We start from the raw sequence: 23181 nt of genomic DNA on the forward strand, positions 1-23181 counted from the left end.
CCGGTGTTTCAGCTCCATATCGCTTAACCATGCTCGTCGTAACGGGAGCCGTATGTCGATACCACGCTTGAAAACCTATCTGTCCATATTCGCCACCGTGCTGGTCCTCGGTCAGGCCGTTCCCGCAGCGGCGGTCGAATTGCCGGACTTCACCCAACTGGTCGAACAGGCTTCACCCGCAGTCGTGAACATCAGTACGACGCAGAAGCTGCCTGAGCGCCGGGTGATGGACCCACAGATGCCGGACCTGGAAGGTCTGCCACCCATGCTGCGCGAGTTTTTCGAGCGCGGAATGCCGCAGCCTCGTTCACCGGGTGGTGGCCGCCAGCGGGAAGCGCAATCCCTGGGTTCGGGTTTCATTATTTCGCCCGATGGCTACATCCTCACCAATAACCATGTCATCGCGGATGCCGATGAGATCCTGGTCCGCCTGGCCGATCGCAGTGAGCTCAAGGCCAAACTGATCGGCACCGATCCACGGTCCGATGTGGCGCTACTCAAAATCGAAGGCAAGGATTTGCCAGTCCTCAAGCTTGGCAAATCCCAGAACCTGAAGGCCGGCCAATGGGTCGTGGCGATCGGTTCGCCGTTCGGCTTTGACCACACCGTGACCCAGGGCATTGTCAGCGCCATCGGCCGCAGCCTGCCGAACGAGAACTACGTGCCGTTCATCCAGACTGACGTGCCGATCAACCCCGGCAACTCCGGCGGCCCGTTGTTCAACCTTGACGGTGAAGTGGTGGGCATCAATTCCCAGATCTATACCCGCTCGGGCGGGTTCATGGGTGTGTCCTTCGCCATTCCAATCGACGTGGCCATGGACGTTTCCAATCAGTTGAAAAGCGAAGGAAAAGTCAGCCGTGGCTGGCTGGGCGTGGTCATCCAGGAAGTGAACAAGGACCTGGCCGAGTCGTTCGGGCTGGAAAAACCCGCCGGTGCCCTGGTGGCACAGATCCAGGAAGGTGGCCCGGCTGCCAAGGGCGGCTTGCAGGTTGGTGATGTGATTCTCAGCCTCAATGGCCAGCCGATCGTCATGTCCGCCGACTTGCCGCACCTGGTGGGTGCCCTGAAGGCCGGTGCCAAGGCCAGCCTCGAAGTGATTCGCGAAGGCAAGCGCAAGAACGTCGAGTTGACCGTTGGCGCTATCCCGGAAGAGGGCAAGGAGCTGGATTCGCTGCCCAAGTCCGGCGTAGAGCGCAGCAGTAATCGCTTGGGCGTCGCGGTGGTCGAATTGACCGACGAGCAGAAGCGCACTCTGGAACTGCAGGGCGGCGTGGTGATCAGGGAGGTACAGGACGGTCCTGCTGCACTGATCGGCCTGCAACCGGGCGACATCATTACGCACCTGAATAACCAGGCCATCGGGTCCGCCAAGGAATTCACCGATATCGCCAAGGCCCTGCCGAAGAATCGCTCGGTGTCGATGCGAGTCCTGCGCCAGGGACGTGCGAGCTTCATCACGTTCAAACTGGCTGAATAAGCCCGTCTGCAGCTGAAAAAAAACCGCCTCGATGTATGTCGAGGCGGTTTTTTTTATGCCTGGCTGAAGCTCAGCCCATCATGTCCTTGACCATTCGCTCCTGTTCCATAAGCTCACGCTGCCGTGCGTCGATGCGGGACGACAATGGAAAGTTGCCGCCGGCGCGGCGTTTGGCGAAGTCCAATTGTTGAATCGCCTGGCGATAGTCGCCGACCAACGCGAAGTATTCGGCGCGGGCCTGGTGCAAGCCGATGATGTTGCCCGACAGGCCGCGCGTCTCGGCAACCATGTACCAGACGTCCGGATCGTCCGGGCGATTCTTGAGCAGCGTCTCCAGGGCTTTTTCTGCGTCAGCGGGGCGGTTTTGCTTTAGCAGCAGGTCGACGCGCACTTGGTTGAGCGGATAGTTGCCAGGGTATTGAACCAGCATCCGGTCGACGCGGGATTGGGCGTCAGCCAGCTTGTTGTTGGTAATGTCCAGATCGACTTGGGCCAGGTTGTAGATGATTTCGTTGGGTGATTTGGCCAGCAGCGGCTTGAGGTTCTCCCGCGCTTCATTCAACTGGCCACCCTTGACCTGGGCGATGGCCAGGCCATAGCGGGCCACATCGTTTTTGGGGTTCTCGTCCAACAGTGCGCGAAAGCGCTTGGCGGCCAGGCCTGGGGTTTCCTCATAGGTCAGCTGGACGCGCGCACGAATCAGTTGATAACGCATGCTGTCCTCGATGCCCCCCGGCTTGGCCTGTTCGGCGCGGTTGCGGGTGTCGGCGATACGCGACTCGGTGACCGGGTGCGTCAACAGAAACTCCGGAGGCTTGGCGTCAAAGCGGTATTGGCGCATCAGACGCTCGAACATGGTCGGCATGGATCGAGGGTCGTACCCAGCTTTTTCCAGATTCTGGATGCCGATTCGGTCGGCTTCCTGTTCGTTCTGGCGTGAAAAGCGCCGTTGCTCCTGGATGGCGGCGGCCTGGGTCCCCGCGATGGCGGCAATCCCTGCATCGCCCCCGCCAGCGGCGGCGACCACGATGCCAGCCAGCAGCGCGGCCATCATCGGCACTTGCATGCGCTGTTGAGCTTCCACGCCACGGGCGAAGTGGCGCTGCGACAAGTGCGCCAGCTCGTGGGCCATGACCGACGCGTATTCGCCTTCGGTCTGTGCGTTGAGGAATAGCCCGCCGTTGACCCCGACGATTCCGCCCGGTGCGGCGAAGGCGTTGAGCTGCGGGCTGTTGATAAGGATGAATTCCAGGCGCCGGTCATTGACCTGGCTGGTCTCCACCAGCTTGTAGACGCTGGTTTCGACGTAGTCCTTGAGCTGGGGGTCGTTGAGCTGTGAAACCTGGCTGCGCAGCAGCGCCAGCCAGGCGCGGCCCAGTTGGTGCTCCTGTTCTGGCGAGACGATGGCAGAACTGGCGTCGCCAAGTGACGGCAGGTCGTCGGCGAAGCCCGGTGAGGCAAGCAGGCAGGCGAGCGTCAGCAGGGTGGGGCGCAGAAATGTCATGCACGAAGCCTTAGTCGACAAAGACCTTACTGTAGCCGGACAGCGGGTCCGGGACCAGATATTCTAGGCGGCTCGACGACCCGTTGCGGAGTGAAACAATGACCGATGCTGTAGCCCACGATGCCGAGCTGGACGCCAGTGGCCTGAATTGTCCGTTGCCGTTGCTCAAGGCCAAGCTGGAACTCAATCGTCTGACCAGTGGCGCCGTGCTCAAGGTAACCGCCACGGACGCTGGCTCCCAGCGCGATTTCCGCACCTTCGCCCGGTTGGCCGGTCATACGCTGCTGCGTGAAGAGGACGAAAACGGCACCTACCGTTACTGGTTGAAAAAAGCCTGAAGGCAGGCGACATCTCTTAGGGATTTTTAATGTTCAAAGTGTTACGCGACTGGATTCAGCGCTACTTTTCCGATGAAGAGGCGGTGGTCCTGGCAGTGCTCCTGTTCCTGGCTTTTACCGCCGTGCTCACGCTGGGCGGCATGTTGGCACCGGTGTTGGCGGGGATGGTGCTGGCGTACCTGATGCAAGGGCTGGTCATCACTTTGGAGCGCTTGCGACTGCCGGGTTCGGTCGCGGTAGGGTTGGTGTTCGCGCTGTTCATGGGCGTGCTGGTGGTCTTCCTGGTGGTGATCGTGCCCTTGCTGTGGCACCAGTTGGTGACGTTGTTCAACGAATTGCCGGGGATGCTCGTCAAATGGCAATCGCTGCTGTTGCTGCTACCGGAGCGTTATCCCCACCTGGTCTCGGACGAGCAGGTATTGCAGACGATCGAAGTGGTACGCGGCGAGATCGGCAAGTTCGGCCAGTGGGCGCTGACGTTTTCGCTGTCCAGCCTGCCGTTGCTCGTGAACATCATGATCTATCTGGTGCTGGTGCCGATCCTGGTGTTTTTCTTCCTCAAGGACCGGGAAATGATCGGACGCTGGGTCCGCGGTTACCTGCCGCGCGAACGGGCATTGATCACCCGGGTGGCGCAGGAGATGAATCGGCAGATCGCCAATTACATCCGCGGGAAAGTCATCGAGATTTTTATCTGTGGCGGCGTCACCTACATCGGCTTCGTCGCCCTGGGGCTCAATTACGCCGCCCTGTTGGCGCTGCTGGTGGGTATTTCAGTGGTGGTGCCCTACGTCGGCACCGTAGTGGTGACCGTGCCGGTGGCATTGATCGCACTGTTCCAGTGGGGCTGGAGCGATCAGTTCATCTATCTGATGGCCGTCTACGGAATCATCCAGACCCTGGACGGCAACGTGCTCGTACCGTTGCTGTTCTCCGAGGCGGTGAACCTGCATCCGGTGGCGATTATCTGCGCAGTGCTGTTGTTCGGCGGACTGTGGGGGTTCTGGGGAGTGTTCTTCGCGATTCCCCTGGCGACGCTGTTCAAGGCGGTGCTGGATGCGTGGCCGAGCAAGGAGCCGGTGGTGGCGCCGTTGTTATAAGAGGTGAGTTAGCCTAGCCGGTGAGGCTACCGGCCTCTTCGCGAGCAGGCTCGCTCCCACAGGGGATTTGCGGTGTTCCGTGAAATCCTGTGGGAGCGAGCTTGCTCGCGATGAGGCCGAAGCTGACAACGAAAAAACTCAGGCCTTGTTGAGCGCCTGAGCCGCCGCCAACACCGCATCCACATGCCCCGGCACCTTCACGCCACGCCATTCCTGGCGCAACACTCCCTGTTTATCGATCAGGAACGTGCTGCGATCAACGCCCAGGTATTCCTTGCCGTAAAGCTTCTTCAACTTGATCACGTCGAACAACTGGCAAACCGCTTCGTCCTTGTCGCTGATCAGCTCGAAGGGGAATTCCTGCTTGCACTTGAAGTTCTCGTGGGACTTGAGGCTGTCCCGGGAGACGCCGAACACTTCGGTGTTGGCGGCCTGGAATTGCGCGTACTGATCGCGGAAACCCTGGCCTTCGGTGGTGCAGCCGGGCGTGCTGTCCTTGGGGTAAAAATAAATGACCACTTGCTTGCCCTTCAGGGCGGCGAGGCTGATGGTCTGCCCGCTGGTGGCGGGCGCCTGGAAATCGGTAACCGGCTGGTCGATGGCAACGGCCATGAACGCTTCCTTACATTGGGTTTTGTGGGCGCCACGGTTCGATCAATGCGTCCAGGTTCATCGCATCGGCGAAATCCAGGAACTGATCACGCAGCCAGCTGATCTGGGTGCCGGCCGGCAGTGTCACGGTGAACGTGGCGTTGAGCATGGTGCCGCCGGTCTGCGGGGCCTGGTAGGTGTCGCAGGTCAGGTTCTCCAGTTCGACGTGGTGGTCCATGAAGAACTGGCACAGCTCGTTGATGATGTCCGGGCGGTAGGCCGAGCTCACGTAAGCCACATAAGGCAGGGCCTGGGGACGATTCTCCAAGGCGGCGCTGCGTACCACGTTGACGGTGAAGGCATGTTTCTTGGCCAGTACGGGCAGGCTGCCCTCAAGGCGGGCCAGCGCGTCCCAGCTGCCGGAAATTTCCAGCACGAGCGCGCTGCACTCGCCATGACGGGTCAGGCGTGACGTCACGACGGCGCAGCGATTTTCATGGCTGGCGCGGCACAGGACGTTAGTCAGCTCCATGGGGTTGGCGCCGAGGGCACTGATAACAAGGAATTGTTCGCGGACTGTGGGGGTGGACATGCAGCATTCCTAAAGCGATGAGCGGTCGGTACGTTTCAGCTCGATGTGGTGCCAGCCTTGGGAAATCGAACGGTTCAAGCCCTTCGCCTCGTGGATGCGTTGCGTTGCGGGGCAACACAAATACACCGGGACACACGCAGGATCGGGGCTTGTAACGACGAAAACGGAGGCTGGGGACCGGCGTATGAGCTTATCGCTACCGATCAAAGCCTGAAGGGTAGCGAAAACCATCGCCAAGGGGAATGGGAGTTCGCTTGTACAAGCATCTTGGCGCCAGTACCATTACGGCTCTCTTTTTCCGGCAGGAGCGGTTTCATGATTGCGGGCAGTATGGTGGCACTGGTCACACCCATGGATGCACAAGGGCGTCTTGACTGGGCCAGCCTCAGCAAACTCGTGGACTTCCACCTTGAAAACGGCACCCATGCCATTGTCGCCGTCGGCACCACCGGCGAGTCGGCTACCCTTGATGTCAACGAACATATCGAAGTCATCCGCGCCGTCGTCAAGCAGGTCAACGGCCGCATTCCGGTGATCGCCGGCACCGGAGCCAACTCGACCCGCGAAGCCGTCGAACTGACCCGCAACGCCAAGGAAGCCGGCGCCGATGCCTGCCTGCTGGTCGTTCCGTACTACAACAAGCCGACCCAGGAAGGCTTGTACCAGCACTTCAAGTACATTGCCGAAGCGGTCGACATCCCGCAGATCCTCTATAACGTTCCCGGCCGCACCTCCTGCGATATGCAAGCCGAGACCGTGATTCGCCTGTCCACCGTGCCGAACATCATCGGCATCAAGGAAGCCACGGGCGACCTGGTACGGGCCAAGGCCATCCTCGATGGCGTCAGCAAGGATTTCATCGTGCTGTCTGGCGATGACCCGACAGCCGTCGAGCTGATCCTGCTGGGCGGCAAGGGCAATATTTCCGTGACCGCCAACGTCGCTCCGCGAGAAATGGCCGATCTGTGCGAGGCCGCGCTCAAGGGCGATGCCGAGACCGCACGTGCAATCAACGAAAAACTAATGCCGCTGCACAAGGACCTGTTCATCGAAGCCAACCCGATCCCGGTGAAGTTTGCCTTGGTCGAAATGGGCCTGATGCACGAAGGCATTCGCCTGCCGCTCACCTGGTTGAGCAACACCTGTCACGAACCGCTGCGGCAGGCCATGCGCCAGTCCGGCGTCCTGGTTTAATTGAGGAAGTACAACGCATGAAGCGAATGGCCGGACTTTCCGCACTTGCCTTGATTATCTCCAGCACCAGTGGCTGCGGGTGGATCTGGGGACCGGATGGTTACTTCCGCGACCGTGGTAGCGACTACCTCGAAGCGCAACAGACTGCACCGATGCAACTGCCACCGGACGTCAGCGTCGCCAAGCGTTTGGATCCGCTGCTGCCGATCCCGCGCAACGTCGCCGACGACAGCGTCAAGGGCGAATACGTTGTCCCGCGACCACAGCCGCTGTCGGCCGTGGCCGATGCCAGTGACTACACCCTGCAAAAGAGCGGTGACTCCAGCTGGGTCATGGGCCAGCACCCACCGGCCGAAGTCTGGCCGGTGGCGATCCAGTTCTTCCAGGACAACGGTTTCCGCCTGGACGAGCAGCGCCCACAGACGGGTGAATTCACCACCACCTGGCAGCGTTCCGATGAACTGTCCGCCGCCATGGCCAAGCGCCTGAGCGCCGCCGGTGTCTCGGCAGACAGCGAAACCCGCGTGCGCGTACGGATCGAGCCGGGCGTACAGCGCAACACCAGTGAGATCTACGTGGTCAGCGCCGAGCGTCCCGCCGGCAGCACCGCCGACGTGGCCTTCACCAATCGCTCGGTCAATACCGGCCTCGACGCCGCGCTGGTGGACGACATGCTTGCCAGCATGAGCCGCACCGCGGAGCAGGGCGGTTCGGTTTCGATGCTCGCGACCCGCGACTACGACACGCCAAGCCGCGTCAGCCTGAGCGAAGACGGCAGCGGCAACCCGGTGCTCAACGTCGGCTCCGACCTCGACCGTGCCTGGTCGAGCGTGGGTCGTGCGCTGGAGCAGGGCGAATGGCGCGTTGAAGACATCAACCGCAGCCTGGGCCTGTACTACATCAACCTGGCTGAAAAAGCCGAGAAGAAAGACGAGAAGCCTGGCTTCTTCAGCAACCTGTTCGGCAGCGCGCCGGACAAGGAAGAAATCGAAGCCCGCGCCGAGCGTTACCAGGTTCGCCTGAGCAAGGTCGGCGACAACGTCCAGGTCACCGTCGAGAAGAACATCAACACCGTGGCGCCGGCCGATGTAGCCCGCAAGGTGTTGGGCGTGATTCAGGACAACCTGGGCTGATCCGATGCGTTTTGCCGTTCTCGGCAGCGGTAGCCAGGGGAACGGCACGCTGATAGCCAGTGCTGGGACCTACGTTCTGGTCGATTGTGGTTTCTCCCTGCGGGAAACCGAGAAGCGCCTGCTGCGCCTGGGTGTGCACCCGGCGCAACTGAGCGCGATATTGGTGACCCACGAACATGCCGACCACGTGCATGGCGTGGGTTTGCTGTCTCGGCGCTACAATCTGCCGGTGTACCTGAGCCGTGGGACGTTCGAAGGCCTGCGCAAACCCATCGAGCCAGCTGGTTTCGTGGCCGGCGGCGAGCAACTGCGTGTCGGCGGCCTGGATATCAGCGTGGTCAGTGTGGCCCACGATGCCCGGGAGCCAACCCAGTATGTGTTCAGCGACGGCGAGCGGCGCTTTGGATTGCTCACCGACCTGGGATCGTATTGCGACAGGGTCATGGACAGCTACCGGGACCTCGATGCGTTGATGATCGAGTCCAACCACTGCCGGGACATGTTGGCGCGTGGGTACTATCCGTATTTTCTCAAGCAGCGGGTAGGCGGGGAGCACGGACATTTGAACAACCACCAGGCGGCATACCTGGTGGCCGAGTTGGGCTGGCAAGGCCTGCAACACCTGGTCCTGGCCCATTTGAGCAGCAAGAACAACCTGCCGCAGCTGGCCCGGCAATGTTTCGTCGACACCCTTGGGTGCGACCCGGACTGGCTGCAACTGGCCGATCAAGATTCAGGGCTCGACTGGCGACATATCGCCTAGCCCATCTACTTAGCAAGCGGAGCCCATCATGGAAAAACGTGAAGAACTCTACCGCGGCAAAGCGAAGTCGGTTTACAAGACCGACGACGCTGACCGCTTGATCCTGCTGTTTCGCAACGACACTTCGGCGTTCGACGGCAAGCGCATCGAACAACTCGACCGCAAGGGCATGGTGAACAACAAGTTCAACGCCTTCATCATGCAGAAGCTCGAAGCCGCCGGCGTGCCGACTCAGTTCGATAAGCTGCTGGGCGACAACGAGTGCCTGGTCAAGAAGCTGGACATGATCCCGGTCGAATGCGTCGTGCGTAACTACGCCGCTGGCAGCCTGGTCAAGCGCCTGGGCGTGGAGGAGGGCATGAAGCTCAACCCTTACACGTTCGAGCTGTTCCTGAAGGACGACGCCAAGGGCGACCCGTTCATCAACGAATCCCATGTCGTGGCCTTCGGTTGGGGCACCGCCGAGCAACTGGCTCGCATGAAGGAACTGTCCCTGAAGGTCAACGAAGTGCTGACCAAGCTGTTCGACGACGCGGGCCTGCTGCTGGTGGACTTCAAGCTTGAATTCGGTGTGTTCAGCGATGGCTCCATTGTCCTGGGCGACGAGTTCAGCCCGGATGGCTGCCGCCTGTGGGACAAGGACACCAAGAAGAAAATGGACAAGGACCGCTTCCGCCAAGGCCTCGGTGACGTCATCGAAGCCTACGAAGAAGTCGCCCAGCGCCTGGGTGTACCGCTGTAGTCGACGCAAGCGACTGATAGCACGGAAAAAATTTCGCCCGGGGGTTCGCTTCCGGCGAATGTGCTGGTATGATGCGCGCCACTGGAGAGATGCCGGAGTGGCCGAACGGGACGGATTCGAAATCCGTTGTACTGGCAACAGTACCTAGGGTTCAAATCCCTATCTCTCCGCCATATTCAGAAAACCCCTGTAACTCAATGAGTTACGGGGGTTTTTCTTTTTGAGCTGTACTACTCCTTTGTACTACTAATTCCGGTAGGTTTTGTGGGATTTTTCCCAAGGTACATGCGATTGAGTAGTACACCGCATGCCCGTAGCGAATTCTGGAGCCCCACGGTTCCTTCCAGCGCCTCCCGAACCCAGCACGCCAGATAATCTTTCTCCTTGTGTCTAAAGCCCTCAACCTTGCCGCCCCTGTTGTCGTCTATGAATGAAATTGACGGATTGTGTACGATCAATCGATGGTGCTTGACCATGTTCATGAAGGCGTGTGTGTACCCAAACCATTCTGACGTGAGGGCGTCATTCAGGCGATCTTTAAGCTCTCCAGCCGGAAGGGCGACTTTGACGTTGTGGATGTAGAAATTGCCTGTGAGGGGCAGGGGCACCACAAGGCCATTCAGTAATTGCCCAAAACTGTCGTACGAATTGCGAGTGATTGCAATGCAGGCGATCAAGTTAGCTTCACTGATTAAGCCAGCTTCATGAACAACGCCGTTGTCGTCACCACCTCCAAGAATTCGATGGGCAAAACTTATTCCATGGGGGTCGTTTTCGGCGTTGAATGCGGTGAAGGCATCGCGGGCGAGACACTTGTGGTACTCGAAGATATCACGTGATCGACCAAGCGAATTGATGATCTGAACAAGCCTTTTGCTTGTGTCAGGCTGGCGAATCTTGACCTGTGCCCGCAATGCCTGCAGGTTCCATGCGTCATTCATGTTCACTTCCTTTTGCGTGGTAGTGATCCAGTTTAGCCTTAGTCGCTGCCCGGTAGGTGTCTGTAATACGCTCGCTACGTTCCTGTCTATCTTGGCCCTGCCGCCGTCCAAGGACTGGTGAGGGGCAACTGATGGCGGTTTGCAATGTTTGCGGATAGTCTGAGCGTGTTACGAGGCGAATCTGGTTATAAATCTTGATAGCGCCGTGACTTGTATACTAACCAGCTTGATTGATTTTGGGGGGAGCATGGAACAGCTTTTAATTAGCGGTGGGAAGGAATATATAACTGTCGATGTATTGCCGGATTTTTGTCCGATATGTCATTTTGGCGTTACTCCTAACTTTATAACGGGCCTGCGTTGCGATGCTCGTGAGAATGTGGATGTTTTGTATGTGTGCCCAAAAACTAATTGCAAGAGGATGTTTATAGCTTCATACCGAATGGATATCCTAAAGGGTATTTTATCCTTGAGGTCATTGCTGCCATGGACGCCTAAAACTGTTGCCGTTGTACAGGAAGTTACAGATATATCACCGCAGTTTTCGGAGATTTATAAGCAGGCATCTCAAGCGGAGTCGTATGGCTTAGGGGAAATAGCCGGTGTTGGATTTAGGAAGTCTCTAGAGTATCTGATCAAAGATTACTGCACTGCTCAGAATCCGGGCAAAGAAGAAGATATAAAAAAGCGTCCGATTGCACAGGTGATTGAAGCGTTCGTTTCAAATGAGAATGTTAAGCAGTGTGCTAAGCGGGCGATTTGGCTCGGCAATGATGAAACTCATTACGTTCGAAAGTGGGAAGGTAAAGATGTTAAGGATTTGAAGTTGTTGATACAGATTACTGTTAACTGGATTCAGCAGGAAGTGATTACAAAGAAGCTGTTAGAGGATATGCAGTAGATTGTGATTGCTACGGAGCGTTGCATATGGCTGTCGAGCTAACTTATATAGCTGTCTGTCGCAACAATCAGCTATTCAAGTAAAACGGGGGCAGACCACGATTATTGGGAAAAAGGGGACAGACCACGATTATGCGGCAGGGCGATTACAAGTGAGCTCAAAATCGTGGTCTGTCCCCCGTTCCTCGCGGTATCTCGACGCTCATTTCTTCGCATGTCTGTCAGCCAGTTGCTGGGCAACGTCTAAGGCAGACTTCAGGACGTTTGCAGCCTCTGTGAAAACTTTTGGGTCATTTGACCCCTCGTAGATGATTCCGCCCTTTGTGACGTCCTGCACAACGCTATCGACGTATTGATAGAAGCTGACAACCAACTGAGCATCCTCTGGTGAGAGGTATCCCAGCTTCCCGAGGCTCGCGACATAAACTCTGCAATAGTGCTCAGGAATTCGTACCTGCAATGACGCTTCTGGACGCTGGTCTTCTGGTATTGTAATTAACTGGTTCCCAAATTCGATTAGGCCGGAAAGGTAATCTCGCTCGACGGCGATCTTCCTCAACGCCAGCACCTCTGCAACGATCGCCACACGCACGCTTGTACGTTCCTGCCAGCGTTGCCAGAGCCAGCCACCGGCAGCTACTAATGCGGTGAGAAGTAAGCCGGCGGTGCTGATGATTTCACTGGTCTGCATTGCATTTTTCCTTCGTGCTGGAAGCTGGTGGCTGTGAATGGCGGCTAGCCGTAAGGAGGGACGGGACAGACCCTGAGGGTTCCCACAAATCTACTCCAATACCCGTGCCTGATGATGCACATCGTCGCGCAGGGCCTGCTCGAGTTTTCCTAAATGCTCTCGTTCACCAAAGTCCATGCAGCAACGCCAAGACTCCAACCCCAAGCACCACAACGAAAGCACTCGCCCATTTTTAAGGCTGTTGCTTTGATAACGCTGTTCCAATTTGCTTTCACGGGCCTGTAGCCCGACAGGAAGATTAAGCAGTTGGCCAGAGCCGCAATCAACCGCAGCGCCTCAATGCGACTAGGGGCAATGACTTCTGTGCAGGTGTAACCCCAACCCCAAATGCTCACTTTTACATCCCGGGAGCCTTCTTCCTGGCGGAGAGCCTGTCTCTCGTAACCTATTGCAGCGAATTCAAACTATTCGCAATCAGGCAGACGCCACTCGTCGTCGCGAGCGCCATCATATCGAAACAGGTCTTCGAAGCGGCGAGCACGAATGTTTGCTTAGAGCTAGATAGTGTCAGTCATCTAGCTCAGGAAAAGTGATTTTTCCTACAATCCAAGGTTCCACAATGTCGCTATGAATCGTACGTAAAAACGATCCCCACTCTTTACGGTTGTGAGCGTCTGGTCCAATGATCGTCAGCAGTAGGTACGTATCTTTGAAGTCATCATAGGCATAAATAAGCCAGAAGTCGTTGTCAGGGTCTTCCGTTAAGGCTGTGCGATAGTACTGGCGGTCGATTTGGGCCCAGCGAGCTTGTGTTTCTGCAGTGCTCGCCAAATGGATGTGACACATATCACTCAGATCGAGCTGTTCATCTCTGCCAAAGATAGCCGGAAGCTCGCCGCACACTTTGTAATTGTAAAAGTGTGCGGCAATATTTTTCCAGTTCTGAGTTTCTTCAAAAAGTGCGGAAATTTTAACGGCTGGCATCCAGGCCTACTTTGTAATAGGAAGCTTGCCAGTGATTACAAATTTATCGAACACTTTCTGACCATCACGTGCAGCTTGTCGAACGTCAAGAAATGTCAGCTCTTCGTGAGTGACTTTTCTACGCGCTTTCTCGACTTTTTTTGTGGTAGCCATCGGAGCCTCCGAGGTGTGTGTATTCATGCTGATCAGCTTATGTGATTAATCGAGTCCGGGCAAACCGGAGGGGTTCAGTGTCATCGAACCATGCTTGTTTCGACGAAATGGGCCCCGTGAGAGGCCCTTTGAGCTAGGCCGGCTCTGCGTCCAAGCGTCGGGCGATGACATCAAGCACGTCACAACCATCTCTCAAGGAGATGCAGCACAGCTGCGCAAAGTCCTGGAGGACCACTGAGTCACTTGGAATATCCCCTCGCATGGCGAGGTTCTCTAAAAGCTGGGTGACTGCGCGGATTCTATAGCCCGCCGTGTCAAGCAGGATGTGCAAAGGCGCAGTGGTATCGACGAATAGGGGCTGATCGTCGGCATTGCTGGTAAGAGCCATGTATCTATTCATTTTTTAAATTCCATTTGATTGAAGACCTTCTTAATCGTCGCCAAACGAATAAGGTGGTAGCTGTGCGCGGGTTGGCGAACCGGACAAATAGAAAAACCGGCAGATCCGAAGATCTCCCACGCACAGCTACCGGAAAGCAGCATATTGCGCACGGTAGCGTTCCGCAATCCGTGAGAGGTTCCTGCATATTTGTCATGGGTCGCCAAACCCAAGCCGCTCTGATGAACGACGCGCTTGAACTATAGATCCCTTCCGTAGAAATCCTCAATCAGATGATGAGTCAGAAACTTCTCTAAATTATGTGGGTGGGAAATGTAGGAAATATTCCCCGCTGCAATTGCCTCCCCGCTTTTTTTTACCCCCTCCGCATCCCGCATAACCACAACCCTTCACACCCAAACCTTTGTGACAATCAGACTAATGGGCTATAGCTCAAGACAAGGCTGCCGATAGGCAGGTATTCCCCCCGTGTAAGGAGTGACACCATGCTGCGGTTTTTCGCCGACTTGGGCTTTCGTTGGAAAATCACTCTGCCGATTGCGTTCCTGGCTGTGTTGCTGGTGCTGATGGGGTGGACGGGGATGCGCGGCATCGGCCAGGTGACCGAATCCAGTACGCAATTGACCAAGCGATATCTGCCGGCCATCAGCCTGTTGCTCAATGCCGATCGTGATCTTTATCAGGCGTTCGTGGCCGAGCGCAGTTTGCTGGACGGTCATGCAAGCGAGCACCTGCAAACGCTGGGTGCCAGTCACAGCGAAAATGCGAAGCAGGCTTATGACCGTGTGCAGCAATATGCCGCGATGCAGCCCGGTGCCGAGTCGCAGGCGTTGGTCAGTCAGTTCAATGACAGTTTCGGCAAATGGATGCAGGTTTCGCGACGGGTCCTCGAGCTGTCGGTAGGCGATCCGCAGGGCGCTAGCGCGCTGAGCTTTGGTGACAGTGAGCGCTTGTTCGAAACCATGCGCGATTCCATCGACAAGCTGGGTGAGCTGGAAGATGCTGCGTCGCATCGTGAAGGGGACGCAGCGATTGAAAACGGCGAGACAGTCGGGGTGCAACAGGGTGTGATTCTGTTGGTCGGTTTGCTCGGTTGCATCTTGGTGCTGGTTGCCCTGCCGCTGGTGGTGTTGAGCCCGATGCGCCGGCTGCTGCATCGTGTCGAGCAAATTGCCGAGGGCGGCGGCGATCTCAAGGGACGCCTGGAGGTGCGTTCGTCCGATGAGCTGGGACAACTCGGCAGCGCCTTCAACCGTTTCCTCGACAAGCTGCAACCGCTGATTGCCGAAGTAGGGCGGGTGACCGGCGAGGTCGATTCCGCCGCGCGGGCCATGGCCGATATGGCCGCGACGAACGATCGGTTGATCAGCAGCGAGCATGCCGCGCTCGATCAGGTCAGTACCGCCGCCACTCAAATGAGCGCGGCGGTGCATGAAGTGGCGCACAACGCGGTAAGTGCTTCGGATGCAGCGCAACAGGCGAGCAGTCAATCTCGCGATGGTGCCGAGGTGGTCAGCAGCACCATCGAGTCGATCCGCCAGTTGGCCCAGGAAGTGGAGAGCGCCTCGGGTACGATCGAGGCACTGGCCCAGGAGACCTCCAGTATCGGTGCCGTGCTCGAGGTGATCCGTGGCATCGCTGAGCAGACCAACCTGTTGGCGCTGAATGCTGCCATCGAAGCCGCTCGGGCCGGTGAGCAGGGCCGTGGTTTTGCTGTGGTGGCCGACGAGGTGAGGGCGCTCGCGGCCCGCACCCAGGACTCCACCAAGGACATCCAGGTTCGCATCGAGCGCTTGCAGAGCGGCGTCGCCAAGGCGGTACAAGCCATGCATGTGGGCAGTAGCAAGGCCCGGGACAGCGTGGAGCGTGCGGCAGGTGTCGATCAGGTGCTCAGCGGTACCGGCGGTTCGATCCAGCGGATCAACGACATGGCCGCGCAGATCGCCAATGCCTGTGAGGAACAAAGCAGCGTCACCGAGGAAATAGCCCGCAATATTTCCGATATCCGCGATCTTTCCAACGAAGCGGCCGCCAATTCTGCCCAAAGCATGCATGCCAGCCAGCAGTTGTCGAATCTGTCGAGGAATCTCGCAGAGCTGACCGGCCGCTTCCGCACCTGAGGAGGTGGTGTCGTGGCGACTGACGACCTTCTACGTGCCTTGCATCAGGACGGCTTCGTCCTGATGCCCGGTGTGTTGGACGCCGGGCAGGTCGCCGACCTGCGTCGCGCTATCGACTTGCTGAAGCCTCAGCACTGGGATTACAGCGGCGTCATCGATCATTACAAATGCGTTTTCAACAGGGATCCGTTCTGGTTGCCGTACCTGGACGTGAGCGCAGTTATCGAGCTTGCCGAGGCCGCCTTGGGAGATGATTGCCATATCATCGGGCAGACAGCCTGGCGCTGCCATCCCGGTTTTATCGGCGCGCCTCTGCATCTGGATTACCTGCCCATGGAGCTGCCGCCCGCCCTGTTGGCCGACCCCGGTTTCGAACTGCCGATGCAGGTGTTCACCGCACAGTTTTACCTTGATGACATCGATGCTGACCTGAGCCCGACACGGGTAATACCCGGCAGCCACAAGGCGGGCCGGGCGCCTGCGGCGGACGAAACGCAGTGGCAGGGACGTTCGGCGCAGCCAGTGTTGTGCCGGGCGGGCGATGTTCTGGTACTGCGCAGTGAGTTGTGGCACGCCGGCAGCGACAACCGGACGGCCGACCGCACGCGGTACATGCTCCAAGTGCATTACGGTCGGCGGATGGTTGCGCAGAAGTTCTCGCCTTATCTTCATTGGCAGTTCAACCCCGCAGTACTGGCCGCCGCGACGCCTCGCCAGCGACGGCTGCTAGGCGATCACCAGGAAGCGGAATACGACTGAGCTGCCCGGTCAGATCCAGACGTCATTGACTGCGGTTCGCGTATTGATTTGCTCCCCCGTGTTGATGACGCCCCGCGGTTCGATCAACAACAACTTCACTTCCCGCTCGGCACTGGGTTTGTGTTCGACGCCTTTCTTGACCACATACATCTCGCCCGGGCCAATCATGACGGCGCCGTCGCGAAAGTCGATGCGCAGTTCACCTTCCAGCACGATAAAGGTTTCGTCGGTATCGGCATGGGTGTGCCAGTTAAAATCGCCTTCGAGACGAGCAATCTTGAACTGGTAGTCGTTCATCTCGGCGACAACCTTGGGTGCCCATTGCTCATGGAACAGCGCGTATTTCTGGGCGAAGTTAATGGGGGAGTAATGATTCATCGCGGTACGCTCCTCAATTGAAAGTGAGTGCTACGTTAGGGGCTGGATCGTCGCGGGTATTGGATGATCGTGCAGCTTTCCGCTGGAGGGGCGCAGGGCTTCAGCGCAGCATTTTCAGCCAGCGTGCCGGTGAAAGACCAAAGGCCTGGGTATGGAGCCGCGTCATGTGGCTCTGGTCGAAAAAGCCACAGGCCAGCGCCGCTTCACTCAAGGGCATGCCGTGCAATACCAGGCGACGAGCTTCGCTCAATCGACGTTGGGTGATGTAGCGATAGGGGCTGGTGCCGTACAAGGCGCGAAAGTCCCGCGACAGGCTCCATCGGTCCCGGCCACTGGCCTGCACGAGGTCATCGAGGGTAATGGGTTGGTCAAGGGCATCATGAATGAACAGCCGCGCGCGTTCCGCAGCAGGGTAGTCAAGCAGCCTGCGGCCTCGTCGGCTCCCTGACGCGACGGCGAGCGCCTGGGCCAGGTCGTAGATGGCATCCTCTTCCTCCAGTGGATCGAGACGATGCTCGAGGCTGGCCAATAACCGGCGGGTCGCTATGTTGAGTCGTGGATCGTTCGAAAGTCCGCCTTCGATGAAGGGCAGTGACCTGCCGCCCAACACTTGTTGGATCAACGCGGGCTCAATGTAGGACATCCGGTAACGAAAGCCATCGATCGTTCCGGCCTCCCCATCATGCACCTCGTCCGGGTGCAGGACGATGGTTCCGCCGGGCTGGCTATGGCGCTTGCTGTGCCGGTAATTGAAGCTCTGGACGCCGGAAAGCGTGAAGCCGATGGCATAGGTGTCATGCCGATGGGTGTTATACCCATGACCGCTGAAATAGGCCTCGATGCGTTCCAGTTTCCTCGATTCAGGCGCACGCATCAGCCAGTCGCGACGGTGACTGAATTGACTCATGAGCTCCGACCTCTCGCTGTTGTCTGCACACGATACCCGCCTGCCAGCTCGCGTCGCAGCAAAAAACTCAATTCAAGTTCGGGTAAAGCTGCTCTGGTGCAGAGCAGCTTGCGCATCCGCCGCCCATGGACGGCTTCAGATTTCCTTTACGGGCGTCTCGCCGTGGGCACTTTTGATCAATCCGATAACGTGCAGGCAGTCGGCCTTGTTCACATAGGACTCGCCGCTGGCGATGGTTTCGTGATTGCCGGCCCTCAGGCGCCAGCGCCACTGGCCTCGTCCGGTGCTTGGGGTTCCTCGGGTCTGTCGGTAGATTTCAAAATACATCGGTTCGCTCCCTGCGATTTATTCATTCAAGACATGTTCTGGACATGTCGTCGCAAGCCTAGCCAAGCTGCACGTTTTCGCTATGGGGAAAACGTTTCCAATGATGATGGGATATTTCAGCGAATTTCAGCGCTGCTCAAACTGATAACCAGGAGCGAAAGGATGAACCGCAACGAATTGCGCAAGGCCGACATCAACCTCATGGTCGTCTTTGAAACGTTGATGCTGGAGCGTAACCGCCAGCCTGCCGGACTACACCGCCACGGCCATGGCCGCTTCCGGTCACTTGTTCAGCGAGCCATTTCCCTTCAAGACGCCGACGCTGGACCTGTCCATGGTCTGGCTGAGCCATGTCGACAACGATCCGGCGGAGCGCTGGTTGAGGTCCCGGCTGGAGGCCTTCATGAGCGAGCGCATGGGAGCGATGGGCGAAACAAAACCTGCCTGAAAGCACAAAGTCGAGGTATGGTTGCGCCAACCCATTCCAGCAATCACTTTTTTCGAATCGGAGTCGAACGCATGCCTCACTTGCACATGGAGTACACCGCCAACCTGACCGAGCTGAACGCTGATGTCGCGCTGTTGCGCTTGAACAATGCGCTGGTAGCCTCGGGGCAGTTCGCTGCCGAGTTCGACATCAAGAGCCGGGCCGTGAAGCTCGAGACGTTCCGCGTAGGAACCGGCATGGGGGAGCGGGCTTTCGTGCATGTGAAACTGGCCTTGCTGAGCGGCCGTTCACCGGAAATCAAAAAACAGCTGGCGGACAGCCTGCTGGTGGTAATTCAGGACCTGGGCCCTTGGCCCGCCGGCGTTAGCGTGCAGTTGTGCGTGGAACTGCTGGATATCGACCGTGGCCCGTACGCCAAGGCTGCCATCGGTTTTTAATGTCTGTTCGAGCGGTGCGATTGTTTAGCGCGAGTCGATCCAGACTCCGCTAAATGATGGTTTAACGGTCAATGGCGTCGTGTGACGCTTGAACCGAACATTTCCTGTGATATCTCTATGGACGGTTGGCCCGCAGGCCCTGCATACCCACCACTCACCGCCGAGGGGGCGGCTGGCGGTCGCATACCTGCCATCGCACCTTCATCCTGCGCGCTGCCCTGTGAACTGGCGTTCTGGGCGCTCTGGCATTGCCGCCATGCGCGTCCTCCAGACCTTCGTATTTCCTGTTGATCCTTGAACTGTGCTCGTCGCTGGCGAGTACAGCCTGACGGCGCCTGGTCGCCCGTCCGACATGAATATACGAGTGTGTCCATGAATCTTTCTTTTGCATCCGAGCAACAGGCCCAGGCGTTCCTGGCACAAAACCCGGATATCGAGCTGTTCGAATTGTTTATCGTCGACAACAACGGCGTGCCCCGGGGCAAGTGGCTGCATCGGGACGAATTGCTCGCGGTCTATCAAAGTGGCCGGCCACTGCCCAGCACGATTCTGGGGCTGACCGTCAATGGCGACGACGTGGAGAATTCCGGCCTGGTCTGGGACGTGGGTGACATTGATTGCCGGGCCTATCCCATCAGCGGCAGCTTGCAACGCATGCCCTGGCGGCAGATTCCCACCGCCGCGGTGCAAGTGGCCATGCATCCCCAGGAGGGCATGCCGGCGGCCATCGCCGATCCCCGCCATCTGCTCGGCCGGGTCATCGACGAATTGCAGGCGGACGGCTATTTCTCGGTGATGGCGGCGGAGCTGGAGTTCTACCTGTTGGATGGGCAGCGTGACAGCGAGGGCCGGCCCCAACCGGCGCGGGACGCCGACGGCAGCAGGCCGCGCCATACCCAGGTCTATGGCTTGCGTGAACTGGAGCAGATCGAGCCCTTTCTCGCCGATCTCTATGCGGCCTGCAAACTGCAGGGCATTGCGGCCCGGACAGCCATTTCCGAATACGCTCCGGGGCAGGTGGAAATCACCCTCGAACACCGTGCCGATGCCTTGCAAGCCATGGATGAAGCGGTGCGCTACAAACGACTGGTCAAGGGCGTGGCCCATAAACATGGGATGGCGGCGTGTTTCATGGCCAAGCCATTCGAGCATCTGGCGGGATCTGGCCTGCACATGCACGTCAGCCTCGCGGACCGGGATGGCCACAATCTGTTTGCCAGCGAAGCCGCCGATGGCACGCCGTTACTGCGTCAAGCGGTGGGCGGTATGCTCGAAACGTTGCTCGACTCGCTGTTGATGTTCTGTCCGAACGCCAATTCCTACCGTCGGTTTCAAAGCAACAGCTACGCGCCGCTGGGGGCGACGTGGGGCGTGGACAATCGCACCGTCAGCTTGAGGGTGCCCGGCGGCCCGGCGTCCTCGCGGCACATCGAGCATCGTATCTGTGGCGCCGATGCCAACCCCTACCTGGCTGCGGCGGCAATATTGGCTGGCATCCATCGGGGCATCCGTGGACAGTCTGATCCTGGTGCGCCTGTCGAAGGCAACGGCTATGCCCAGGCCAACCAATTATTGCCCACCGACTGGCTCACGACTTTACGCGCCCTGGAGGCGTCCACTTGGGCGCGGGACGCTTTTGGGGAGGCGTTCCTCGGTGTCTACCTGGCGGTCAAACGTGCGGAGTATCGCCAGTTCATGGGTGAGGTCGGCGAGCAGGATTGGCGTTGGTACCTGAACCAGGCCTGAGGGCGTTCAGAAGGATTTAAATAATTATTTAACGGCAACTTTTTCACGAAAAATTGATGGTGGGCTACCTAAAGTTTGTGCTGCCGTAGGGAATGAATTTTCACATTTTCCTTGCGGCGCTTTTCTTTCTTAAAGCAACTTTTCAGGAAGTTTCCACCCATCATGCTGACTATCAAAGCCGTGCGCCCCGAGTGGGCGACGCTGGCCGCCAGTGCCTTTTTGTTAGTGGGTTTCAATCTGATCCTCTGGCAGCATCTGCTCACCATAACCGCATCCGATGGGCACGGTGCGCTGCTGTGCCTGGCGTTTGGCGTGATGGTGTTTTGCGCGTTCAACCTGGTGCTCACGCTGCTGGCGTTCCGGCCGCTGCTAAAGCCGTTGTTGATGACCCTGTTTATGATCAGCGCTGGCGTGGCATATTTCATGGCCGAGTACGGCGTGTTGATCGATGCCGGGATGTTGCGCAACTTCGCCGAAACCAATGCCACGGAAGTTCGCGACCTGTTGTCGTTCAAGTTGTTTGCCTATTTATTCTCGTTGGGAGTCCTGCCAGCCTGGTTGTTATTCAAGACACCGATAAAATATCGTCGCTGGCCCAAGGAGTTGTTAAGTAAGTTTGTGGTCTCCGTGGTCACGATTGCCGTGCTCGGCGGGGTGGCGTTGGTCAACTACCAGGGCTTGGCGTCGTTGTTTCGCAATCATCACGAGTTGCACTTGATGGTCGTGCCGAGCAACTACATCGGTGCGTCGATCGGCTATTTGCGCGAGCAGGTCGCATCGGCCAAACAACCGTTCATCACGTTGGGCGAGGATGCGAGTCGCAACCCGGCCTGGCAAACCCATCCACGAAAATCCCTCACTGTGCTGGTCGTGGGCGAGAGCGCCCGTGCCGAGAACTTCGGCATTCTTGGGTATAACCGTGATACCACGCCGCAACTGGACAAAGAGGCCGGCCTGATCGCCTTCACCGACGTGCATTCCTGTGGCACCGAAACCGCCGTGTCAGTGCCTTGCATGTTTTCCAACATGGGGCGCAAGAACTACGACGCGAGCAAGGCCAAGAACGAAGAGGGGTTGCTCGACGTGCTCAAGCACGCCGGGCTGGACGTGATCTGGCGCGACAATCAGTCCGGCTGCAAAGGCACCTGTGATCGGGTCACGGTGCAGGACGTGAGTAATCTCAAGGTCCCGGCCCTGTGCGCCAACAGTGAATGCCGTGATGAAATCCTGCTTCAGGGCTTGCAGCACTTCATCGACAGCCTCGACAAGGACACCGTGCTGGTACTGCATCAGATGGGCAGCCATGGGCCGGAATACTTCAAGCGCTACCCCAAGGAATACGAGCATTTCACCCCGGTGTGTGAAAGCAACGCGTTGAACAACTGCAGCCGCGAAAGCATCGTCAACGGCTACGACAACACGCTGGTGTACACCGACCACGTGTTGTCGACGCTGATCGATCTGTTGCGGGCCAACCAGGACAAAGTCGACACGGCCATGCTGTACCTGTCGGACCATGGCGAATCCTTGGGCGAGTACAACCTGTTCCTCCATGGCACGCCCTACATGCTAGCGCCGGAACAACAGAAACATGTGGCAATGCTGGCATGGTTCTCCGATAGCTATCAGAAGTCCTTTGCTGTCGACACCCATTGCTTGCAACTGAGTCGGGACAAGCCCCTGAGCCAGGACAACTTGTTTCATTCGATGATTGGGCTGTTGGAAGTCAACAGCAAGGTCTACAACCCGGACCTCGATCTGTTTGCCAATTGCCGGGGAGCGGTGATCGATGGCGTGCTTGCCCGGGAATGATTCCTACACCTTTTTTTCACCTGGCGTTGTTTAAGCTGTTGTCGAATCTTCCATGAGCGTAAGTATGTCCGGGCAACCCCCATCCACCGTCGAGCTTGAATTCGCCAGGCAGCATGACCAAGAGCATGCACAAATCTGTCGCCAGCCGGTGCCCCGCCGTTTACGCCTGACCTTCTGGCGTGACGAGCAATTGGTGCGCAACGCCATGAAAGTGGCCGGTGAGCCTGGGCTGGTGTTGGATGTCGCGTGTGGAGCCGGGCGGTTCTGGCCGGTGTTGGCCGAACATGCCAACCGGGTCATCCTGGCGGCGGACCCTTCGCCGGACACCCTCGATCACGCACGCAGCCACCACGGTGGTGCGTTGCTCAAGCGGGTCAAGACCTTCCCCAGTTCGGCGTTTACCCTTGGGCTGTCAGCCAACGCCGTGGACTGCATTTTCTGCCTGCAACTGTTTCAGCACATCAAGGCCAGCGAACATCGCCAGGCCTTGTTGCGCGAGTTTCATCGGGTCAGCCGCGATACGGTGGTCGTGTCGGTCCGGATCGAAGGGCGTCTCAAGCTCGGCCAGCCTGGGCGGCGAATCCTGGCTGGCAAGAACGACGTCGAAGGGGAGTTTGTCGAAGCCGGTTTCAGTGTGCTGTGGTATCAGGATTTCCTTCCGGGTTTCGCCTTGAGACGGGTTTATGTATTACGCAAGGCCAGTTAAGTTCTGATGTAGGACTATTCTTGCGATTGCGTAGG

General features: G+C 58.1%; 24 protein-coding genes, 1 tRNA gene and 3 pseudogenes. 17 read left to right on the plus strand and 11 right to left on the minus strand.

All coding sequences use genetic code 11. From position 1 onward, the window contains the following. Positions 1-52 precede the first annotated feature (52 nt). A complete protein-coding gene (locus DOCECA_RS03505) occupies positions 53-1480 on the plus strand; it encodes a DegQ family serine endoprotease (protein ID WP_420766707.1) in 1428 nt (475 codons plus the stop codon). Positions 1481-1550: 70 nt separating this feature from the next. Here the strand turns inward: DOCECA_RS03505 and DOCECA_RS03510 are convergent, their stop codons facing one another. Further along, positions 1551-2984 carry a M48 family metalloprotease gene (locus DOCECA_RS03510; RefSeq protein WP_445571446.1) on the minus strand — a complete coding sequence of 478 codons (1434 nt, stop codon included), beginning with the start codon at positions 2982-2984 and terminating at the stop codon, positions 1551-1553. A gap of 98 nt (positions 2985-3082) precedes the next feature. Here DOCECA_RS03510 and DOCECA_RS03515 point away from each other — a divergent pair, with 98 nt between their 5' ends. After that, the gene (locus DOCECA_RS03515) at positions 3083-3322 is read left to right on the plus strand and encodes a sulfurtransferase TusA family protein (protein WP_434562826.1); all 240 of its coding nucleotides are present in this window, start codon (positions 3083-3085) and stop codon (positions 3320-3322) included. Between the two features lie 29 nt (positions 3323-3351). Beyond that, positions 3352-4422, plus strand: coding sequence for an AI-2E family transporter (locus DOCECA_RS03520; RefSeq protein WP_420766704.1), 1071 nt, complete (start codon positions 3352-3354; stop codon positions 4420-4422). A gap of 138 nt (positions 4423-4560) precedes the next feature. Here DOCECA_RS03520 and DOCECA_RS03525 read toward each other — a convergent pair whose 3' ends face one another. Together DOCECA_RS03525 and DOCECA_RS03530 are read right to left on the minus strand one after the other, a co-directional pair. Beyond that, on the minus strand, positions 4561-5034 hold the full coding sequence (locus DOCECA_RS03525; RefSeq protein WP_434675234.1) for a peroxiredoxin: 474 nt from the start codon (positions 5032-5034) through the stop codon (positions 4561-4563). Between the two features lie 10 nt (positions 5035-5044). Continuing rightward, entirely contained in the window at positions 5045-5605 is a 561-nt protein-coding gene (locus DOCECA_RS03530) for a glycine cleavage system protein R (protein ID WP_003184325.1), read from the minus strand. A gap of 315 nt (positions 5606-5920) precedes the next feature. Here DOCECA_RS03530 and dapA point away from each other — a divergent pair, with 315 nt between their 5' ends. The 5 genes from dapA (at position 5921) to DOCECA_RS03555 (ending at position 9610) form a co-directional block, all read left to right on the plus strand. Further along, entirely contained in the window at positions 5921-6799 is an 879-nt protein-coding gene (gene dapA / locus DOCECA_RS03535) for a 4-hydroxy-tetrahydrodipicolinate synthase (protein ID WP_420766702.1), read from the plus strand. 17 nt (positions 6800-6816) lie between these two features. Then, complete coding sequence (gene bamC, locus DOCECA_RS03540; protein ID WP_420766701.1) at positions 6817-7932, plus strand: outer membrane protein assembly factor BamC; 1116 nt, start codon at positions 6817-6819, stop codon at positions 7930-7932. A 4-nt stretch (positions 7933-7936) separates the two neighbouring features. Then, positions 7937-8695: an MBL fold metallo-hydrolase gene (locus DOCECA_RS03545; RefSeq protein WP_420766700.1), complete on the plus strand. Its 759-nt coding sequence runs from the start codon at positions 7937-7939 to the stop codon at positions 8693-8695. A gap of 28 nt (positions 8696-8723) precedes the next feature. Next, positions 8724-9437 carry a phosphoribosylaminoimidazolesuccinocarboxamide synthase gene (gene purC / locus DOCECA_RS03550; protein WP_025212375.1) on the plus strand — a complete coding sequence of 238 codons (714 nt, stop codon included), beginning with the start codon at positions 8724-8726 and terminating at the stop codon, positions 9435-9437. A gap of 83 nt (positions 9438-9520) precedes the next feature. Continuing rightward, a tRNA-Ser gene (locus tag DOCECA_RS03555) sits at positions 9521-9610 on the plus strand. A 57-nt stretch (positions 9611-9667) separates the two neighbouring features. On the opposite strand, the gene DOCECA_RS03560 is transcribed toward DOCECA_RS03555, so the two are convergent. Further along, complete coding sequence (locus tag DOCECA_RS03560) at positions 9668-10378, minus strand: hypothetical protein (protein WP_445571447.1); 711 nt, start codon at positions 10376-10378, stop codon at positions 9668-9670. A gap of 247 nt (positions 10379-10625) precedes the next feature. On the opposite strand from DOCECA_RS03560, the gene DOCECA_RS03565 reads away from it, so the two are divergent. Further along, a complete protein-coding gene (locus tag DOCECA_RS03565) occupies positions 10626-11279 on the plus strand; it encodes a hypothetical protein (RefSeq protein ID WP_445571448.1) in 654 nt (217 codons plus the stop codon). A gap of 201 nt (positions 11280-11480) precedes the next feature. On the opposite strand, the gene DOCECA_RS03570 is transcribed toward DOCECA_RS03565, so the two are convergent. The 4 genes from DOCECA_RS03570 to DOCECA_RS03585 form a co-directional block, all read right to left on the minus strand. Further along, positions 11481-11969, minus strand: coding sequence for a hypothetical protein (locus tag DOCECA_RS03570; RefSeq protein ID WP_445571449.1), 489 nt, complete (start codon positions 11967-11969; stop codon positions 11481-11483). A 567-nt stretch (positions 11970-12536) separates the two neighbouring features. After that, a complete protein-coding gene (locus DOCECA_RS03575) occupies positions 12537-12953 on the minus strand; it encodes a type II toxin-antitoxin system YafO family toxin (RefSeq protein ID WP_445571450.1) in 417 nt (138 codons plus the stop codon). Positions 12954-13239: 286 nt separating this feature from the next. Beyond that, positions 13240-13506 (minus strand): short-chain dehydrogenase, encoded by a 267-nt coding sequence (locus DOCECA_RS03580; RefSeq protein WP_249873708.1) that lies wholly within the window; start codon positions 13504-13506, stop codon positions 13240-13242. Further along, positions 13503-13658, minus strand: a complete 156-nt coding sequence (locus DOCECA_RS03585) for a hypothetical protein (RefSeq protein ID WP_434650218.1) — start codon at positions 13656-13658, stop codon at positions 13503-13505. Before DOCECA_RS03585 ends, DOCECA_RS03580 begins: the two co-directional genes overlap by 4 nt. A 414-nt stretch (positions 13659-14072) precedes the next feature. Here DOCECA_RS03585 and DOCECA_RS03590 point away from each other — a divergent pair. The 3 genes and pseudogenes from DOCECA_RS03590 to DOCECA_RS03600 all read left to right on the plus strand — a co-directional run. Then, a pseudogene (locus DOCECA_RS03590) lies at positions 14073-14720 on the plus strand (MCP four helix bundle domain-containing protein); the annotation flags it as partial. Between the two features lie 306 nt (positions 14721-15026). Continuing rightward, positions 15027-15626: pseudogene (locus tag DOCECA_RS03595) on the plus strand (methyl-accepting chemotaxis protein); the annotation flags it as partial. A gap of 12 nt (positions 15627-15638) precedes the next feature. Continuing rightward, on the plus strand, positions 15639-16385 hold the full coding sequence (locus DOCECA_RS03600; protein WP_445571451.1) for a phytanoyl-CoA dioxygenase family protein: 747 nt from the start codon (positions 15639-15641) through the stop codon (positions 16383-16385). 9 nt (positions 16386-16394) lie between these two features. Here the strand turns inward: DOCECA_RS03600 and DOCECA_RS03605 are convergent, their stop codons facing one another. From DOCECA_RS03605 to DOCECA_RS03615, 3 genes are all read right to left on the minus strand, one after another. After that, complete coding sequence (locus DOCECA_RS03605) at positions 16395-16763, minus strand: cupin domain-containing protein (RefSeq protein WP_445571452.1); 369 nt, start codon at positions 16761-16763, stop codon at positions 16395-16397. Between the two features lie 100 nt (positions 16764-16863). Further along, positions 16864-17670: an AraC family transcriptional regulator gene (locus DOCECA_RS03610; protein WP_420766698.1), complete on the minus strand. Its 807-nt coding sequence runs from the start codon at positions 17668-17670 to the stop codon at positions 16864-16866. A 135-nt stretch (positions 17671-17805) separates the two neighbouring features. Continuing rightward, on the minus strand, positions 17806-17997 hold the full coding sequence (locus tag DOCECA_RS03615; protein ID WP_249873713.1) for a YegP family protein: 192 nt from the start codon (positions 17995-17997) through the stop codon (positions 17806-17808). 238 nt (positions 17998-18235) lie between these two features. Between DOCECA_RS03615 and DOCECA_RS03620 the strand changes: the two are divergent. From DOCECA_RS03620 to DOCECA_RS03640, 5 genes and pseudogenes are all read left to right on the plus strand, one after another. Beyond that, positions 18236-18445, plus strand: a pseudogene (locus DOCECA_RS03620) (hypothetical protein); the annotation flags it as partial. A 71-nt stretch (positions 18446-18516) separates the two neighbouring features. Further along, on the plus strand, positions 18517-18882 hold the full coding sequence (locus tag DOCECA_RS03625; RefSeq protein ID WP_420766696.1) for a 5-carboxymethyl-2-hydroxymuconate Delta-isomerase: 366 nt from the start codon (positions 18517-18519) through the stop codon (positions 18880-18882). Positions 18883-19254: 372 nt separating this feature from the next. Continuing rightward, positions 19255-20628, plus strand: coding sequence for a glutamine synthetase family protein (locus DOCECA_RS03630; RefSeq protein WP_445571453.1), 1374 nt, complete (start codon positions 19255-19257; stop codon positions 20626-20628). 162 nt (positions 20629-20790) lie between these two features. Continuing rightward, on the plus strand, positions 20791-22440 hold the full coding sequence (locus DOCECA_RS03635) for a phosphoethanolamine transferase (RefSeq protein ID WP_445571454.1): 1650 nt from the start codon (positions 20791-20793) through the stop codon (positions 22438-22440). A gap of 64 nt (positions 22441-22504) precedes the next feature. After that, positions 22505-23146 (plus strand): class I SAM-dependent methyltransferase, encoded by a 642-nt coding sequence (locus tag DOCECA_RS03640; protein ID WP_434610123.1) that lies wholly within the window; start codon positions 22505-22507, stop codon positions 23144-23146. The last annotated feature ends 35 nt before the right edge of the window (positions 23147-23181 follow it).

Source organism: Pseudomonas sp. E102 (genome assembly GCF_052660185.1).

Coding starts and splice junctions, on each gene's coding strand:
- DOCECA_RS03505 (WP_420766707.1), top strand. CDS start 53: ATGTCGATACCACGCTTGAAAACCTATCTGTCCATATTCGCCACCGTG.
- DOCECA_RS03510 (WP_445571446.1), bottom strand. CDS start 2,984: ATGACATTTCTGCGCCCCACCCTGCTGACGCTCGCCTGCCTGCTTGCC.
- DOCECA_RS03515 (WP_434562826.1), top strand. CDS start 3,083: ATGACCGATGCTGTAGCCCACGATGCCGAGCTGGACGCCAGTGGCCTG.
- DOCECA_RS03520 (WP_420766704.1), top strand. CDS start 3,352: ATGTTCAAAGTGTTACGCGACTGGATTCAGCGCTACTTTTCCGATGAA.
- DOCECA_RS03525 (WP_434675234.1), bottom strand. CDS start 5,034: ATGGCCGTTGCCATCGACCAGCCGGTTACCGATTTCCAGGCGCCCGCC.
- DOCECA_RS03530 (WP_003184325.1), bottom strand. CDS start 5,605: ATGTCCACCCCCACAGTCCGCGAACAATTCCTTGTTATCAGTGCCCTC.
- dapA (WP_420766702.1), top strand. CDS start 5,921: ATGATTGCGGGCAGTATGGTGGCACTGGTCACACCCATGGATGCACAA.
- bamC (WP_420766701.1), top strand. CDS start 6,817: ATGAAGCGAATGGCCGGACTTTCCGCACTTGCCTTGATTATCTCCAGC.
- DOCECA_RS03545 (WP_420766700.1), top strand. CDS start 7,937: ATGCGTTTTGCCGTTCTCGGCAGCGGTAGCCAGGGGAACGGCACGCTG.
- purC (WP_025212375.1), top strand. CDS start 8,724: ATGGAAAAACGTGAAGAACTCTACCGCGGCAAAGCGAAGTCGGTTTAC.
- DOCECA_RS03560 (WP_445571447.1), bottom strand. CDS start 10,378: ATGAATGACGCATGGAACCTGCAGGCATTGCGGGCACAGGTCAAGATT.
- DOCECA_RS03565 (WP_445571448.1), top strand. CDS start 10,626: ATGGAACAGCTTTTAATTAGCGGTGGGAAGGAATATATAACTGTCGAT.
- DOCECA_RS03570 (WP_445571449.1), bottom strand. CDS start 11,969: ATGCAGACCAGTGAAATCATCAGCACCGCCGGCTTACTTCTCACCGCA.
- DOCECA_RS03575 (WP_445571450.1), bottom strand. CDS start 12,953: ATGCCAGCCGTTAAAATTTCCGCACTTTTTGAAGAAACTCAGAACTGG.
- DOCECA_RS03580 (WP_249873708.1), bottom strand. CDS start 13,506: ATGAATAGATACATGGCTCTTACCAGCAATGCCGACGATCAGCCCCTA.
- DOCECA_RS03605 (WP_445571452.1), bottom strand. CDS start 16,763: ATGAATCATTACTCCCCCATTAACTTCGCCCAGAAATACGCGCTGTTC.
- DOCECA_RS03610 (WP_420766698.1), bottom strand. CDS start 17,670: ATGAGTCAATTCAGTCACCGTCGCGACTGGCTGATGCGTGCGCCTGAA.
- DOCECA_RS03615 (WP_249873713.1), bottom strand. CDS start 17,997: ATGTATTTTGAAATCTACCGACAGACCCGAGGAACCCCAAGCACCGGA.
- DOCECA_RS03625 (WP_420766696.1), top strand. CDS start 18,517: ATGCCTCACTTGCACATGGAGTACACCGCCAACCTGACCGAGCTGAAC.
- DOCECA_RS03630 (WP_445571453.1), top strand. CDS start 19,255: ATGAATCTTTCTTTTGCATCCGAGCAACAGGCCCAGGCGTTCCTGGCA.
- DOCECA_RS03635 (WP_445571454.1), top strand. CDS start 20,791: ATGCTGACTATCAAAGCCGTGCGCCCCGAGTGGGCGACGCTGGCCGCC.
- DOCECA_RS03640 (WP_434610123.1), top strand. CDS start 22,505: ATGTCCGGGCAACCCCCATCCACCGTCGAGCTTGAATTCGCCAGGCAG.